Source organism: Levilactobacillus paucivorans (genome assembly GCF_001437125.1).
GTDB classification, from domain to species: domain Bacteria; phylum Bacillota; class Bacilli; order Lactobacillales; family Lactobacillaceae; genus Levilactobacillus; species Levilactobacillus paucivorans.
The window spans coordinates 61,437-76,694 of sequence record NZ_JQCA01000037.1 but is presented as its reverse complement, the minus strand read 5'-3'; the positions used below and the strand labels follow the sequence as shown (position 1 = coordinate 76,694).

The 15,258-nt window shown below is 50.1% G+C and carries 15 protein-coding genes; all 15 read left to right on the top strand.

Features of this window, described 5'->3' with window-relative positions:
* Nucleotides 1-172 precede the first annotated feature (172 nt).
* The 15 genes from pnuC (at nucleotide 173) to yhbY (ending at nucleotide 15,251) form a co-directional block, all read left to right on the top strand.
* On the top strand, nucleotides 173-898 hold the full coding sequence (gene pnuC, locus IV54_RS03385) for a nicotinamide riboside transporter PnuC (protein WP_057877986.1): 726 nt from the start codon (nucleotides 173-175) through the stop codon (nucleotides 896-898).
* Nucleotides 899-1,040: 142 nt separating this feature from the next.
* A complete protein-coding gene (locus IV54_RS03380; protein WP_057877985.1) occupies nucleotides 1,041-1,745 on the top strand; it encodes a Bax inhibitor-1/YccA family protein in 705 nt (234 codons plus the stop codon).
* 140 nt (nucleotides 1,746-1,885) lie between these two features.
* On the top strand, nucleotides 1,886-4,543 hold the full coding sequence (polA, locus tag IV54_RS03375; RefSeq protein WP_057878013.1) for a DNA polymerase I: 2,658 nt from the start codon (nucleotides 1,886-1,888) through the stop codon (nucleotides 4,541-4,543).
* A 17-nt stretch (nucleotides 4,544-4,560) separates the two neighbouring features.
* The gene (mutM, locus tag IV54_RS03370) at nucleotides 4,561-5,421 is read left to right on the top strand and encodes a bifunctional DNA-formamidopyrimidine glycosylase/DNA-(apurinic or apyrimidinic site) lyase (protein ID WP_057877984.1); all 861 of its coding nucleotides are present in this window, start codon (nucleotides 4,561-4,563) and stop codon (nucleotides 5,419-5,421) included.
* Complete coding sequence (coaE, locus tag IV54_RS03365; protein ID WP_057877983.1) at nucleotides 5,414-6,034, top strand: dephospho-CoA kinase; 621 nt, start codon at nucleotides 5,414-5,416, stop codon at nucleotides 6,032-6,034. Before mutM ends, coaE begins: the two co-directional genes overlap by 8 nt.
* An 11-nt stretch (nucleotides 6,035-6,045) precedes the next feature.
* Nucleotides 6,046-6,531, top strand: coding sequence for a transcriptional regulator NrdR (gene nrdR / locus IV54_RS03360; RefSeq protein WP_057877982.1), 486 nt, complete (start codon nucleotides 6,046-6,048; stop codon nucleotides 6,529-6,531).
* Between the two features lie 18 nt (nucleotides 6,532-6,549).
* A complete protein-coding gene (locus IV54_RS03355; RefSeq protein WP_057877981.1) occupies nucleotides 6,550-7,920 on the top strand; it encodes a replication initiation and membrane attachment family protein in 1,371 nt (456 codons plus the stop codon).
* 3 nt (nucleotides 7,921-7,923) lie between these two features.
* Nucleotides 7,924-8,850 carry a primosomal protein DnaI gene (gene dnaI / locus IV54_RS03350; RefSeq protein ID WP_057877980.1) on the top strand — a complete coding sequence of 309 codons (927 nt, stop codon included), beginning with the start codon at nucleotides 7,924-7,926 and terminating at the stop codon, nucleotides 8,848-8,850.
* A gap of 704 nt (nucleotides 8,851-9,554) precedes the next feature.
* Complete coding sequence (gene thrS, locus IV54_RS03345; protein WP_057877979.1) at nucleotides 9,555-11,498, top strand: threonine--tRNA ligase; 1,944 nt, start codon at nucleotides 9,555-9,557, stop codon at nucleotides 11,496-11,498.
* A gap of 348 nt (nucleotides 11,499-11,846) precedes the next feature.
* Nucleotides 11,847-12,350, top strand: a complete 504-nt coding sequence (gene infC / locus IV54_RS03340; RefSeq protein WP_057877978.1) for a translation initiation factor IF-3 — start codon at nucleotides 11,847-11,849, stop codon at nucleotides 12,348-12,350.
* Between the two features lie 50 nt (nucleotides 12,351-12,400).
* Nucleotides 12,401-12,595, top strand: a complete 195-nt coding sequence (rpmI, locus tag IV54_RS03335; protein ID WP_057877977.1) for a 50S ribosomal protein L35 — start codon at nucleotides 12,401-12,403, stop codon at nucleotides 12,593-12,595.
* A gap of 70 nt (nucleotides 12,596-12,665) precedes the next feature.
* Nucleotides 12,666-13,025 (top strand): 50S ribosomal protein L20, encoded by a 360-nt coding sequence (gene rplT / locus IV54_RS03330; protein ID WP_057877976.1) that lies wholly within the window; start codon nucleotides 12,666-12,668, stop codon nucleotides 13,023-13,025.
* 232 nt (nucleotides 13,026-13,257) lie between these two features.
* Nucleotides 13,258-13,800 carry a YqeG family HAD IIIA-type phosphatase gene (locus IV54_RS03325; RefSeq protein ID WP_057877975.1) on the top strand — a complete coding sequence of 181 codons (543 nt, stop codon included), beginning with the start codon at nucleotides 13,258-13,260 and terminating at the stop codon, nucleotides 13,798-13,800.
* Nucleotides 13,781-14,923 carry a ribosome biogenesis GTPase YqeH gene (yqeH, locus tag IV54_RS03320; RefSeq protein ID WP_057877974.1) on the top strand — a complete coding sequence of 381 codons (1,143 nt, stop codon included), beginning with the start codon at nucleotides 13,781-13,783 and terminating at the stop codon, nucleotides 14,921-14,923. The genes IV54_RS03325 and yqeH overlap by 20 nt, the downstream gene beginning before the upstream one ends.
* 4 nt (nucleotides 14,924-14,927) lie before the next feature.
* Nucleotides 14,928-15,251 (top strand): ribosome assembly RNA-binding protein YhbY, encoded by a 324-nt coding sequence (gene yhbY, locus IV54_RS03315; protein WP_057877973.1) that lies wholly within the window; start codon nucleotides 14,928-14,930, stop codon nucleotides 15,249-15,251.
* Nucleotides 15,252-15,258 lie beyond the last annotated feature (7 nt).

Here is a 15,258-nt window from a genome sequence, read left to right as displayed (position 1 = left end):
GATGATAATTTCCCTATAAATTCCCTTATGGGGTGGCCGTCCCGAGTTACCGCGGGTCGGCCATCCTTGCTCGGGTTCGACAGAGCCATCGGTGGCTAGTAATTGACCGGCAGCTATGGTATTACTGGATGACAAATCGGTGCGGGGGCACCTTATAAAGGGGTTAATATTTATGACAACAGCGAAACATGGCTGGTGGTATGACCAGCTCTTTACGAATTGGAAAAAATTTGAAGTGGGGTACGTGAGTGTGCTCTTGTTACTCCAACTGGCCGTTTATCTGGTCGTGCCTGATAGTGTTATCGGCATGATCTCCGGCGTGGGTGGGGTACTTTGTCTGGTTTATGGGATGAAGGGGCGCAAGATTTCATTTATCTTTGGGCTGATTCAGTGCTTGGCGATGACTTATGTCGCCTGGATCAGTCATGCCTATGGGTCTTTTGCCATGGATATCATTTACGTCATCTCCCAACCTATTGGCTGGGTAATGTGGGGTCACGATGAGGCGACCCGTGGCTTTAGTCCACAGGTGCGCCGCTGGATCTTTCTAGGGGCCTTTGTGGCCTGGGGTATTGGCTGGGTAGTCTTGGCCGCTTTAAATGGGCAGTTACCTTACTTTGATTCCATTAACTTCGTGGTGAGCTTGATCGCACAGGTCCTTTATATTTTGAAATTTAAGGAGAACTGGTCGTTATGGATCGTGGTCAATGTGGCCAACGTGATCTACTGGAGTATCCTGACAGGGCAACTCCTGATGGGGTCATCGACCGTGGGTAGCCTGGGGGCCAACCTATCCCAAGTGGCGCTACAGGTCGCCTTACTCTTTAACGCGGTCTATGCCAACCGAGTTTGGGCCCGTGGTGAGGCCGATAATGAAGGTGGCGCTGGTCAGGCTTAAGGACTGTATGTGAGGATTGGCTTGGCAACAGAATACTTGTAATTCATTATAGATTTGATAAAATGGTCCTTAATCAACCGGAACACTTAGCTATCATGGTGATAGCTAAGCCGGGAATTGACTTGAAAGAAGGAGCGTTTGAATGAACAATTATGAACAGCAGCCCCGTCAGACGATTAACACCGAGGTCGGTCTGAATGGTTTTATGACCAAGATGTTCGGTTGGATGGGTCTCGCCGTACTGGTTTCAGCGGCAACTGCATTTGCCATGAACATGTACAGCGTCTCCATTACCAACATGCGCGGCGGGAGCCTCTTTATTCCGTTGATCGTCTGGATTATCCTGCCATTCGTGATTAGTGGCCAATCCATGAAACGACCAACCGTGGCCTTCGTTGGCCTCATGGTTTACGCCATGGTGACTGGTGCTGTGATCTCGATGTATAGCATGATCTACTCGGGTGAAACCATGGCCGCTGCGTTTGTTTCCAGTGCCGCTGTCTTCCTTTCGATGGCCGCTATGGGGGCCATGACCAAGCGTGACTTGACCAAAGTTGGGACGCAGGCCTCGGCCGCACTCATTGGGTTAATTGTCGCGATGATTGTGAACTTGTTCCTGAGAAGTCAACTCATCGCCTTTATCTTCTCGTTCGTCGCTGTGATCGTCTTTGCGGCATTGACCGCTTGGGATACGCAACGGATGAAGAGAATGTACCTGCAGTACGGCGACCAGGTTTCTGTGAACGGATTAGCCGTTAACGGGGCCTTACAACTGTACCTCGACTTTGTGAACTTGTTCTTACAATTCTTACAAATCTTTGGGATGTTTGGTGGCAGTCGCGACTAAGCAGGACCCACTTCGAACGAAGTTTCAGGACTCTCCTGGAACTTCGTTTTTTATTATTTCGAATTCTCATTCTTTTTTGGTAGAATGTAAACAGAATACTCGAACGACCGGAGCCGGTTGCTCGAAAGGAGCGCATTATGGTGGAGAAACGACTTTTATTAATCGATGGTAACAGCGTTGCGTTTAAGGCGTTTTACGCGTTGTACACGGCGTTAGGCACATTTACCAACAGTGAGGGGCTCCACACGACCGCAATTTACGGCTTTAACACGATGTTAGAGACGATGCTGAAGACGGTGAAGCCTACGCACGCCCTGGTTGCTTTTGACGCCGGGAAGACCACGTTTCGCACCAAAATGTATGACGACTACAAGGGTGGCCGGCCCAAGACCGCACCCGAACTCTCCGAGCAGTTCCCTTACGTAAAGGAACTCTTAGAACACCGGGGAATCCAAACTTACGAATTGCCAAATTTTGAGGCCGACGACATTATCGGAACCCTTGCCAAGCAGGCTGGGGAACAAGGCTTCACCACGACCATTGTGACCGGAGACCGGGATTTGACGCAGCTTGCCGACGACCATACAACGGTGGCGATTTCTAAGAAAGGGGTCAGCGATGTTGAACATTACACGCCGGCTTACGTCCAGGAAACCATGGGTGTTACCCCAGCTCAGATTATTGATATCAAGGGGCTTCAGGGGGATAACTCCGATAATTATCCTGGAGTCACTGGTGTGGGACCTAAGCGAGCCGTTGATCTGATCAGCAAGTACGGCAGCGTTGAGGGTGTCTACGACCATATCGACGAGATTACCGCCAAGAAACTCAAGGAACACTTGATTGCTGACCATGAACAAGCCTTGCTGTCAAAGACCTTAGCGACAATCAAGCGCGATGCCCCTGTGACTAAACAGGTCGCCGATCTGGTTTATGAAGGCGACAACCATGATGAGCTGGTCGACTTCTATCGGCGGATGAACTTTAAGAAGTTCTTGGCCCAGATGGGGGATGGCGGTGAACCTTTGACGGATACCGCTGAACTCAAGCCCATTACCTTTACCACGTTAACGGCCGACAACTGTGATCAGTTGCCAGACTTTTCGGCTGGGTGTGATTTCTATCTGGAAATGGACGGGGATAACTATCACCTGGCAGACTTCGTGGGCTTCGTCATCGGCACCGATCAACACTGGTGGGTCAGCCGAGATGTCAGCCTATTGGCACAGGCTCCACTTAAAGGCCTCTTAGAGTCCGCTGACGTGGCTAAACAGGTCTTTGACGCTAAGCGGACGTACGTGGGTTTGAATCGCTTAGGCGTGACCTTAGCGGGGGTCGACGGTGACCTCCTGTTATGTTCTTACCTGTTAAATACCTACGACAACAGTAATGATCTGGGCCAAGTGGCGCATGAACATGGCGACGAGCAAGTGGCTTTGGATGAAGACGTCTATGGCAAGGGTGCCAAGCGGGCCATTCCAACCGACGACCAAGTGCTGTTCAGTCATTTAGCACGGAAGGCTCAGGCAATCGCCGACTTGCGGCCAAAATTATTAACCGAATTAAAGGAAAACGATCAAGATCAGTTGTATCGCGACATCGAATTGCCAATGAGCTTCGTGTTGGCTCGCATGGAAGTTGCCGGAATTACGGTGGACGCCAGTGAGTTGGAAGCCATGGGTAGTAAGTTTACCGAACAGCTGGCCGAAATTGAACAGACCATTTATAACGAAGCCGGTGAGGAATTCAATATCGGTTCACCTAAGCAACTCGGGCACATTCTCTTTGAAAAGATGGGCTTACCGGTCATCAAGAAGACCAAGACTGGCTATTCGACGGCAGTGGGTGTGTTGGAGAAATTAGCTTCAGATGCGCCGATTGCTGAGAACATCTTGCGTTATCGTAAGATTGCCAAGATCCAATCGACCTATGTCGAAGGTCTCTTGAAGGTGATTCACCCAAAGGATCAGAAGGTGCATACGCGTTACCTGCAGACACTGACTCAGACTGGTCGGTTGTCTTCAGTTGATCCAAACTTACAAAATATTCCAGTGAGAACCGAAGAGGGACGGGCCATTCGGAAGGCCTTTATCCCCCGGCACGATGGTTGGCAAATCTTCTCGTCTGACTATTCGCAAATTGAATTGCGGGTGCTCGCCCACATGAGCCACGATGCCAACATGCAAGAAGCCTTCAGGGAAGGCGAAGATATTCACGCGGCAACTGCCCGGCGGATCTTTAAGATGGGACCGGACGAGGAAGTCACGCCTAATATTCGGCGCCAGGCCAAGGCCGTTAACTTTGGAATTGTTTACGGCATCAGTGACTTTGGGTTGTCACAAAATATCGGGATTTCCCGTAAGCAGGCCAAGGCGTTTATCGATACCTACTTCCAGGAGTATCCTGGTGTTAAGGATTACATGGACCGCATGGTGCAGCAGGCGCACGAGATGGGTTACGTTGAAACGATTGCTCATCGGCGGCGTTACCTGCCAGATATCAACTCGCGTAATTTCAATCAGCGGTCATTTGCCGAACGGACAGCCATGAACACGCCGATCCAGGGGAGTGCCGCCGATATCATTAAGATTGCCATGATTCAGATGGAAGACGCCATCAAGGATCTTCAAGCGACCATGTTGCTTCAAGTGCATGATGAATTGATCTTCGAAGCCCCGGCTGAGGAGATCGAAACGTTGTCCAAACTAGTGCCAAGTGTGATGGATTCGGCCATTAAGCTGGAGATTCCACTGAAGGTTGAGAGCCACTATGGGCCAACCTGGTACGATGCAAAATAGCGTAAAGGAGTGAGACGATGCCTGAATTACCAGAAGTTGAAACGGTTCGACGGGGCCTGACCCGTTTGGTAGAAGGCGCCACTATCGACCACGTTGACGTGTTCTACGCCAAAATGGTGCGACCGGATGCCGAAGAATTTACGGCGGACCTGATCGGCCGCAAGATTGAACGGATTGATCGACGGGGAAAGTACCTGTTGTTTCGGTTTAGTGGTGGGTTGACGATGGTGTCTCACCTGAGAATGGAAGGCAAGTATGATGTTCAACCAGAGGGGAGTCCATTGGTTAAACATACTCACGTGGTCTTTCATCTGACGGATCAGCGCGAACTGCTGTATAACGATACCCGGAAGTTCGGGCGGATGCGGCTGGTGCCAACCGGGACGGAGGATCAAGCCTTGCCGTCACTGGGGAAGCTGGGGCCAGAGCCAACCGAAGAGAGCCTGACCCTGAGTTACATGCAGATGATATTCGGGAAGTCACGTAAGGTGGTTAAACCCTTTTTGTTGGACCAGTCACGCATTGCGGGACTAGGGAATATCTATGTCGACGAGGTTCTTTGGCTGTCAAAGATTAATCCCCTGACACCGGCAGATGAATTGACCGTTGACCAGCTCAAGATCTTGCGGCGAAGCATTATTGATGAGATTAGCCAGGCCATTCAGGGACACGGTACCACGGTGCACACGTTCTCCAATGCCTTTGGCGAGACCGGAAACTTCCAGAATAAGTTGCACGTCTACGGACACGAAGGGGAACCTTGCGAACGTTGCGGCACTGAGATCGTAAAGATTAAGGTCGCCCAACGTGGGACACACTATTGTCCGCACTGTCAACCAGTGCCAGCTGGTGCACTAGAGGTGCTGGATTATGACTGAAATTTGGGGACTTACGGGAGGGATTGCGACCGGTAAGTCAACGGTCAGTCACTGGCTACACCAAGCCGGGTTGACCGTGATCGATGCCGATCTGATTGCCCGCCAGGTGGTTGCACCAGGAACGACAGGATTGACCAAGATCGTGGCCACGTTCGGCGAAAGCTATTGTCAGCCTGATGGGTCACTGAATCGAAGAAAGCTGGGTAACCTGGTGTTTCACGACGCCACGCAACTCAGCCGCTTAGAAGCGATTACCCAGCCACTGATTCAAACGGAAATCACCCGCCAATTGGCGAGTGCCAAGGCCCGTCATGATCCGGTAGTGGTTATCGATGCCCCGACCTTTTTTGAGGTGGGTTACCTGATTGACCTGGTTGATCACGTCTTGGTCGTGGCTACTGACGCTACGACGCAACAACAACGGCTTCAGAAGCGAGATGGGTTGACCGCCGAGGGTGCGCTGGCACGGATAGCTCAACAATGGCCAATCGCACGCAAGGTGGCAGCGGCCGACGTGGTGATTGATAACAGGGGAACGATTGCTCAAACGCGGCAACAAGTGGTAAAATGGCTTGACACGAATAAATTTGGACGAAGTAATCAAATAAAATGAGGTGACCACGTATGCAGTGTCCGCACTGTCATCATAATGGGTCGCGGGTTGTGGATAGTCGGCCAACCGACGACGGCCGCGTCATTCGCCGGCGACGTGAGTGCGAGAGCTGTGGCTTCCGCTTCACGACGTTTGAACGCGTTGAAGTGACCCCGTTATTAGTCATTAAGAAAAACGGGACCCGCGAAGAATTTAACAGAGAAAAAATCTTAAAAGGGATTATCCGGTCAGCTGAGAAGCGGCCGGTGGGGATGGACGTCATGACCAAGGTCGTGGACGAAGTCGAAAATAAAATTCGCGCACTCGGCGTCAATGAAATCTCTAGTCAATTGATTGGGGAGTATGTCATGAATCGCTTGGTCGACGTGGATGAGATTGCCTACATCCGTTTTGCCAGTGTTTATCGGCAATTCAAGGATACCGGCGTGTTCTTCAATGAATTGAAAGACATGATGGATAAAGACAAGCAGAAGGCCCAGAAGCGGTCGAAGCAATAAAGCGAGGCAAAATTGGGAATGGAAGACTCTTGGCATCAGTTACAACCCAAGACCACTTTTTTGGTCCGCGTGGTCGATCGGGTTGCCGATCAAAGTTGGCAATCGCTAACGCAACTGTATCAACCGATCATCGGACCGAGTGCCACGGGGCTCTTCTCGGCCCTTTTTTGGCTCCCTAAGCGGGGGACCTATCAGCGGCATGCCACCTTATTGGCAGAGCTGGGGATGGACCTCTCGCATCTTTATGACGCGCGACTCCGGCTGGAGGCCACGGGCCTGCTAACCACACGTGTTAAAACGGAACAGGGGTTACAGAGCTTTATTTACGAGCTGCATGCACCCTTGAGCCCGGCGGCATTCTTTAATGATGACCTCCTGAGTGTCCAGTTATTGGGGATGCTAGGAGATTCGCTGTATCAGTCTTTGGTAGCAGCCAATACAGCTGCTATTGACGCTGATCCGGGTGAAGAAAACATTAGCAAAAATTTTTTGGATGTCTTTCACGTCAATAGCCAGCAGATTATGAATGTCCCGGACGCGGTATCGAGTGCTCGGCAGGCTTTAGCGCCGGCCAGTGAGTCAGCCGAGGCGGCGGCAACAGAACCCACAGATTTTGATTTTAAACTGCTCGGAGAGATTCTCAATCGATCGTACGTTGATACCCAAGACTTGGGTCGTTATCGGTCATTGCTGATTACTGAAATTACAATGTACGGCTTGGATGAACCCACTCTGGCCCGCTTCATTGGAGAGGCAACTGATCTGGCTTCAAATCAATTTAACCCCCAACAATTCAAACGACTGATTGCCGATCAATTTGGCCGGCAGTCAGCACCGCAAACGGTGACCACCACGACGTCAGCGGCGACCCCAACGGTTAGTCAGTCGGCAGGAGCTTCTAGCCAAGAAGCGGCGCTCATCAAGGTCGCCAGCACGACGGCCCCGGCACTTTTCTTACGAGCCATCAAGCAGAAAAATGGTGGCTTTGTCACGGACGGTGAACAACGCGTGGTTCGCGACCTCGTGAGTCGTCAACTGTTTCCAGAATCTGTGTTGAACCTGATGATCTTCCATGTGCTCGTGGATGAGGATCGGCCAACGCTGAATAAGAATCTCTTGGATACGATTGCTAACGACTGGAGTAAGGCCAAGATCAACACGCCCCAGCTGGCGATTCAAAAGATCCGTGAACGCCAGGCAGCAGCCGCTAAGCCACGTCGCTCGCGGAAGCAGCCGACGGTCAAGGAGACTTTGCCAGAGTGGGCCAAGAAACCAAGTGAACAGGTCCAGACGTCGAGTCAGGCCAAGCTGTCAGCTAAGCAGCAGGAACAATTAAAAGCCCGGATTGCGCGATTAGAGCAGCGATCCAAAGAGGGGAAGGAGGACTAACGCATGGAAGACCTAAGTAAGACGATGCAAAAGCTGATGAATCAACGTCATCTGAATGACAATTACCGTCAATTAATGGCGAAAGCAACCAATGATCCCGAGGTTAAAAAATTTCTACAAGGCCACGAGGGAGAGTTGGCCGAGGATGTGTTGACGCGTTCGGCGGCTAAACTCTATGAATTTGTGACGGAGCGCGCGAAGGTTGCCAAGGGTGGCGAAACGTTTGCGGCAGGTTATGAACCCCAACTGATCGTCTCTAACCATTTGATCGACGTGGCCTACGTGCCAACGGCGCAGACGCAGGAACGTCAGGCCCAGCAACAGCTTCGTCAGCGGGTGAAGTCCATCGCGATGCCGAAGAGCATTCGGGAAGCCACATTGGCCAACTTTGATCAGGACGATGATCGGGCCGAGGCCTTAATGGCCGCCCTGGACTTCATCGATGCCTATGAAGCCAATCCTAAACGTCGTCACCAGGCCCTCTATCTGGCCGGTAGTTTCGGCGTTGGGAAGACCTATTTGTTAGCGGCCGTTGCCCATCAATTGGCAACGGATGGCTTTGCCACGACGTTAGTCCACTTCCCAAGCTTTGCCGTTGAAATGAAGAACGCCATCGCTCAAAATGGAGTGGCGGACAAGCTGGAGTCATTGAAGAAGGCGCCAGTCCTGATGATTGATGATATCGGGGCCGATGCTATGTCGGCGTGGGTACGTGATGATATTCTGGGGGTTATTCTGGAATACCGGATGCAAGAAGAATTACCCACCTTCTTCAGTTCCAACTTCTCCATGGCGCAATTGGAGAAGGAACATTTACGGATCTCAACGCGCGGGGATGACGAACCATTGAAGGCCCAACGGCTGATGCAACGGATTCGTTTCTTAGCCCGGGAGATCACGATGGTTGGGGTTAACCGCCGACCACAGTAAAATTGACTATAAATTGCAAACTAGCTATTCACGTGGGTTTATCTGTCGTGAGTGGCTAGTTTTTGTTTTAGAGCATGTGGACTTTTAAAAAAGTGCAGATTGTAAGAAATTTTTAGTGGTTGTTTTGGCTCGTTTTGAAAAAAACGAAAATGTGAGCCGGAGGGGTGGTGGCAATGGGCTCAGCTGTGGGAATTCTCTTACCGGCAGGGCCAGGCCGGTTAGAGAATTGGTGTCCTTGAGACGCGATTCTTAGCGGCTCAAGGACAAGGCTAAAGACCGCTCTGAGGCTTTAGCCGTCCGCCCTCAGCGTTCCAGCCCATTGCCACCGCCCCGGAGGCGGCGGTTATCACTAAATTAATCTTGGCTTTTTTCACCACCATCCCTTGACAATATTTGGCCGCAAGTGTTTAATAGTCTTTGAAACCACAAGAGCTATGACGAAAGACACGGTGGTGGCGGAGTCGTTCACAGGAAGAGCCGGCCTAGATTGGAAGCCGACTTAGCGCCCGCCAGCATTACCGCTTTCCTAGCTGTCGAAAGGAAATTTTCGACCGGTCCGTTCCGTTAGCGACGATTAGAGTTCACGGGACCAGTCTCGTGAAAAATATCGGGTGGAACCACGTTAATGACGTCCCCAGTGCCTTCTTTGGCACTGGGGTTTTTTTCGTAGTCAGCCCCAAAATCAATAAGGGAGATTGTAAACTATGGCAGATATTTCATTGAAATTTCCAGATGGTAACGTTAAAGAATTCCCAGCCGGCACGACGCCAGAAGACGTTGCAAAGTCGATTTCCATTAGCTTAGGGAAAAAGGCCGTTGCCGCTAAGTTAGACGGCGAATTGATTGATAACTTAACCCCAATCGCACACGATGGCAGTATCGAAATCGTGACGAAGGGTGACGAAGATGGCTTGACTGTTCTGCGGAACACGACGGCTGCCTTGGTTCGGATTGCCTTGAAGAAGGAATTCCCAGCCATTCGTTTGGGTGAAGTTAGTGCCGACGAAGACGGGTTCTTCGTAGATACCGACAAGGACGACCAACAAGTCAGTGTTGATGAATTGGATGCCATTGCCGTGATTGTTGAAAAGTTAGTTGCCGACAAGGCCGCTATCGAACGTATTGTCCTCAGCAAGGCCGATGCTTTGGCCCAAGCCAAGGATGACCCTTACACGACTGACCTGATCAACGCAGTTGACGGTGACCAAGTTAACTTCTTAAAGATTGGTGACCACCAAATCTTAAGTGACGGCGCTCAATTAGCTAACACGGGTGACGTGAAGAAGTTCAAGCTGCTTTCCGTTGCTGGTGCTTACTGGCAAGGCAAGTCCTCAAACCCAATGCTCCAACGGATTTACGGGACGGCCTTCTACAAGCAAGCTGACCTAGATGCCGACTTAGCTCGGCGCCAAGAAGCCCGCGAACGTGACCACCGTGTCATCGGGAACCAATTGGACTTGTTCTTCGTTGATCCTAAGGTCGGTGCCGGTTTACCATACTGGATGCCAAACGGGGCGACTATCCGTCGTACGATCGAACGTTACATCATCGACAAGGAAGTTGCCAACGGTTACCAACATGTTTACACGCCAGTTCTGGCCAACTTGGATCTGTACAAGCAATCCGGTCACTGGGCCCACTACCGTGAAGACATGTTCCCACCAATGGACATGGGCGATGGCGAACAACTTGAATTACGGCCAATGAACTGCCCTAGCCATATTCAAATTTACAACCACCACATCCGTTCTTACCGTGAATTGCCATTGCGGATCGCTGAATTAGGGATGATGCACCGTTACGAAAAGTCTGGTGCCCTGAGTGGTTTGCAACGGGTTCGTGAAATGACCTTGAACGATGGTCACACGTTCGTTGCCCCAGAACAAATCCAAGACGAATTCAAGAGCATCCTGGACTTGATGGTCAAGGTTTACAAAGACTTTGATATCAAGGACTACACGTTCCGTCTGAGCTACCGTGATCCTAAGAACACGGAAAAGTACTTTGATGACGATGAAATGTGGAACAATGCGCAAAAGATGTTGAAGGGTGCCATGGATGACCTTGGCTTACCTTACGTTGAAGCCGAAGGGGAAGCAGCCTTCTACGGTCCTAAGTTGGACGTCCAAACCAAGACGGCCCTTGGGAACGAAGAAACGCTCTCAACTATCCAATTGGACTTCATGTTGCCAGAACGCTTCGACTTACACTACGTCGGTGCCGATGGTGAAGAACATCGTCCAGTGATGATTCACCGTGGCTTGGTTTCAACCATGGAACGGTTCACCGCTTACCTGACTGAAATCTACAAGGGTGCCTTCCCAACTTGGTTAGCCCCTAAGCAAGTTACCATCATTCCTGTTTCCGAAGAAAAGCATGGTGCTTACGCCGACAAGTTAGCTGCTGAATTAAAGGCTGCTGATGTGCGGGTCAACGTCGACAAGCGTGGTGAAAAGATGGGTTACCTGATCCGGGACGCCCAAACGCACAAGATTCCATACACGTTGGTCGTTGGTGAAGACGAAATGGCTAATGGCACTGTCTCTGTCCGGAAGTACGGGGAAGACGACAGTAATTCCATGAGCAGTGACGCCTTCGTCAAGGAAATCCTGAGCGACATTGCTTCATACAGTCGCGAAGAAAACTAAATTCAAATTTAGTTCTGGCGCACAACCAGAGAATAGAAGAAACGTGGTCGATTAAACGGCCACGTTTTGTGTCTGGCCCCCGGTGTTAGCGAACTTTAGCGAAAATCCGTTGACATCGAATCGGCTAGCTGGTATGATGGTTAAGTTGAGAAATTAAGCAGAGGCTTCCGCTTCTCGCCTAGCGACGCAAGTTACTGGGCCGGATATGCACGTTATTTCCATTTTACAATGGAATTTCATGCGGGAGCTGTTTGATTTTCATCAAAAGTTCCCGCATTTTTTTGTGGGGTTGATTTCTGCAAGTTCTCGAGATTATTTTGGAGGTGGATTACCATAGCAAGCGACACGATTGTCAACGAGGGGATTCGAGCACGTGAAGTACGGCTGATCGCTGATAACGGCGACCAATTGGGCATTAAGACCAAGAGTGAAGCCTTACAGATCGCTGAAGAAGCGAACCTCGATGTAGTTTTGGTTGCACCGAAAGCTAAGCCACCGGTAGCCCGCATTATGGACTACGGGAAGTACCGGTTCGAGTTGCAAAAGAAGCAACGCGAAGCACGTAAGAAGCAAAAAGTGGTCAGTGTTAAGGAAGTTCGTCTGAGTCCTACCATTGATACGAATGACTTCAACACCAAGTTAAAGAACGCTAAAAAGTTCTTAGCTAAGGGTGAAAAGGTTCGTGTATCAATTCGGTTTAAGGGTCGGGCAATTACCCATAAAGACATTGGTCGCCAGGTGCTCAACCGGATGGCAGCTGAGACTTCTGAAGTTGCTACGGTTGAACAACGACCAAAGATGGATGGACGGAGCATGTTCCTCATGCTGTCACCCATCGCTGAACAAAAGTAAGAATTGATGGGGTAGCTTCGGCTACCAATTTAAGGAGGAAATTTCGTATTATGCCAAAGATGAAGACTAACCGTGCTGCAGCAAAGCGGTTCAAAGTAACTGCTAATGGCGGCCTTAAGAGTGGTAACGCCTACACGCAACACCGTTTCCATGGTAAGACCAAGAAACAACGCCGGAACCTTCGTGGAACCCGGATGATGGATGAAACGACTTTAAAGACTTACCACCAATTATTACAAAAGTAAGCTAGTCGTTAGATTTTCGGGTCGACGAAATGTCGACATAATGTTTGAATTGATTTAGGAGGAAAAGATTATGCCACGAGTTAAAGGCGGTACTGTTACACGCGCACGTCGTAGAAAAGTTTTAAAGTTAGCTAAGGGTTACCGGGGCTCAAAGCACCGTTTATTCAAGGTTGCTAAGGACCAAGTTCGGAAGGGTTACCAATACGCTTACCGTGATCGTAAGGCCACGAAGCGTGACTTCCGTAAGCTTTGGATCACTCGGATCAACGCAGCTGCTCGGATCAATGGTTTGAGCTACAGCAAGTTGATGCATGGTTTGAAGTTAGCTAACATTGATGTTAACCGTAAGATGTTAGCCGATTTAGCCGTTAATGATGCGGCTGCATTCAAGGCTTTGGCTGACCAAGCTAAAGAAGCATTGGCTGCTTAATTCAGTCGATGGAAAGAGACTTCGCTGTTAAGCGGGGTCTTTTTTATTAGTAAAGAGCTGGGCTTGAGGGGAGAAAGCGCCTTCTATTCCAGCGAGACGCGGTCCGTGTTTTACCGCTTGAAATTAGCCGTGGATCCCGTCGGTTACGAGTGGTAAAATTGGCCGGAATTGCGTATAATTAAATGCTAGACAGCCGGTAACGGCAATTGGACGAAGGGGGGCAGTCACCCGCATGGTATCCAGATTCAAGCCAACGTGGATGGTTACGAACATATACGATTTGACACCGGCTCAACTACGGGCTAATGGGGTCAAAGCGGTGTTAACCGACCTAGATAATACGCTCATTGCTTGGAACAATCCCGATGGGACCCCCGAGTTACGTCATTGGTTGACGATGCTTGAGATGGCCGGGATTCAGGTGATTGTGGTCTCAAATAACAGTCGCGCTCGAGTTGATCGGGCGGTAGCCCCATTTGATTTACCCTATGTGCACCGCGCCTTAAAGCCACTCACTTGGGGAATTCGACGGGCTTTACGTCGCTGGCACCTCAACCGCAATGAAGCGGTCATGGTTGGGGACCAAATCTTAACTGACGTCTGGGCTGCGCATCGCAGTGGCGTTAGAAGTGTCTTAGTAAAACCGATTTTGAAGTCGGACGCTTGGATAACCAAGGGAAATCGACTCTTAGAAAAAGTTATTTTGTGGCGTTTACACCACAATTATCCAGAATTAACCTGGCAGGAGGATCTTGATGAACGAAAAACACACTGAACCCGTTTTAATTGATGGCGAACCACTTCACTGTATTGGTTGTGGGGCGATTATTCAGACGATGGACAAGACGGCACCTGGCTATACGCCACAGTCGGCGCTTGATAAGGGACTTGAAAAGGAAGAGGTCTATTGTCAACGATGCTTCCGGTTACGACACTATAACGAAATCGTACCGGTTGGTCTGACGGACGATGACTTTTTACACTTACTGACTCAGATTCAGGATGCCAACGCACTGATCGTCTACGTTGTCGATATCTTTGATTTTAACGGGAGTGTGATTCCAGGTCTGCACCGTTTCGTCGGGGATAACCCCGTCTTACTGGTGGGGAACAAGGAAGATCTGATGCCCCGCTCATTGAAGCGTAGCAAGTTGAAGGATTGGATCCGGCAGCGGGCCAACGAACAGGGAATTCGTCCAATGGACGTTGCCTTGTTGAGTGCCAAGACCAACCAATCCGTTGACGAGTTACTTCAACTCATCAACAAATACCGTGGCGATCGTGACGTGTACGTCGTTGGGGTCACCAACGTTGGGAAGTCCACGCTGATTAACCAGATCATCCGGCAAAACACCGGGGTGAAGGACTTAATCACAACGTCTCGCTTCCCTGGAACCACGTTGGATAAGATTGAAATTCCTTTGGATGATGACCATGTCTTAGTGGACACCCCGGGGATCATTCAAAACCAACAGATGGCTCACTTCTTGGATGGTAAGGACCTCAAGATTGTGACGCCACAGAAGCCAGTTAAGCCTAAGGAATATCAACTGAACGACCAACAAACCTTGTTCTTCGGTGGGGTTGCTCGGTTTGATTACACCAAGGGACCAAAGGCTGGGTTCACGGCTTACTTTGAAAATAATCTCTACATTCACCGCACCAAGCTGGAGAATGCCGATGACTTTTATGCCCGTCAGGTAGGGCAATTGTTGACGCCACCACATGCGGAAAATGTCGACGACTTCCCAGCTTTGGTTGCGCATGACTTTAAAATCACTGAAAAAAGCGATCTGGTCTTTGAAGGACTGGGTTGGATTACCGTTCCCGCCGGCGTCAATGTGACCGGTTGGGCACCAGCAGGAGTCGGCGTCCTAGTACGTCGCGCAATGATTTAATTAAATGGAGGATGACAATTTGTTACGAGGGAAACAGAAACGCTATTTACGGGCCCACGCCCACAACATGCGACCACTCTTCTCAGTTGGGAAGAATGGGTTAACTGAAGCTTGGTTAGATCAATTAACCGGGGCTTTAGAAAACCGGGAATTAATCAAGATTAATCTCCAACAGAGTGCTGACGTGACGGTTGACGAAACCAAGGCCTTTATCGAAGACAACACAAACATTCAAGTTGTCCAAACCATTGGCCGCGTCCTGGTTCTGTACCGGCCAGCAACGGATGAAGAAAACCAAAGAATTTCATCAATCGTTGAAGATATGTAGGAGGCCT

What these genes read in the sequence shown, in the direction of transcription:
- IV54_RS03355 (WP_057877981.1), top strand. Translation starts at nt 6,550, where the DNA reads ATGGAAGACTCTTGGCATCAGTTACAACCCAAGACCACTTTTTTGGTC.
- coaE (WP_057877983.1), top strand. Translation starts at nt 5,414, where the DNA reads ATGACTGAAATTTGGGGACTTACGGGAGGGATTGCGACCGGTAAGTCA.
- yqeH (WP_057877974.1), top strand. Translation starts at nt 13,781, where the DNA reads ATGAACGAAAAACACACTGAACCCGTTTTAATTGATGGCGAACCACTT.
- pnuC (WP_057877986.1), top strand. Translation starts at nt 173, where the DNA reads ATGACAACAGCGAAACATGGCTGGTGGTATGACCAGCTCTTTACGAAT.
- rplT (WP_057877976.1), top strand. Translation starts at nt 12,666, where the DNA reads ATGCCACGAGTTAAAGGCGGTACTGTTACACGCGCACGTCGTAGAAAA.
- dnaI (WP_057877980.1), top strand. Translation starts at nt 7,924, where the DNA reads ATGGAAGACCTAAGTAAGACGATGCAAAAGCTGATGAATCAACGTCAT.
- IV54_RS03380 (WP_057877985.1), top strand. Translation starts at nt 1,041, where the DNA reads ATGAACAATTATGAACAGCAGCCCCGTCAGACGATTAACACCGAGGTC.
- yhbY (WP_057877973.1), top strand. Translation starts at nt 14,928, where the DNA reads ATGGAGGATGACAATTTGTTACGAGGGAAACAGAAACGCTATTTACGG.
- IV54_RS03325 (WP_057877975.1), top strand. Translation starts at nt 13,258, where the DNA reads ATGGTATCCAGATTCAAGCCAACGTGGATGGTTACGAACATATACGAT.
- thrS (WP_057877979.1), top strand. Translation starts at nt 9,555, where the DNA reads ATGGCAGATATTTCATTGAAATTTCCAGATGGTAACGTTAAAGAATTC.
- nrdR (WP_057877982.1), top strand. Translation starts at nt 6,046, where the DNA reads ATGCAGTGTCCGCACTGTCATCATAATGGGTCGCGGGTTGTGGATAGT.
- mutM (WP_057877984.1), top strand. Translation starts at nt 4,561, where the DNA reads ATGCCTGAATTACCAGAAGTTGAAACGGTTCGACGGGGCCTGACCCGT.
- rpmI (WP_057877977.1), top strand. Translation starts at nt 12,401, where the DNA reads ATGCCAAAGATGAAGACTAACCGTGCTGCAGCAAAGCGGTTCAAAGTA.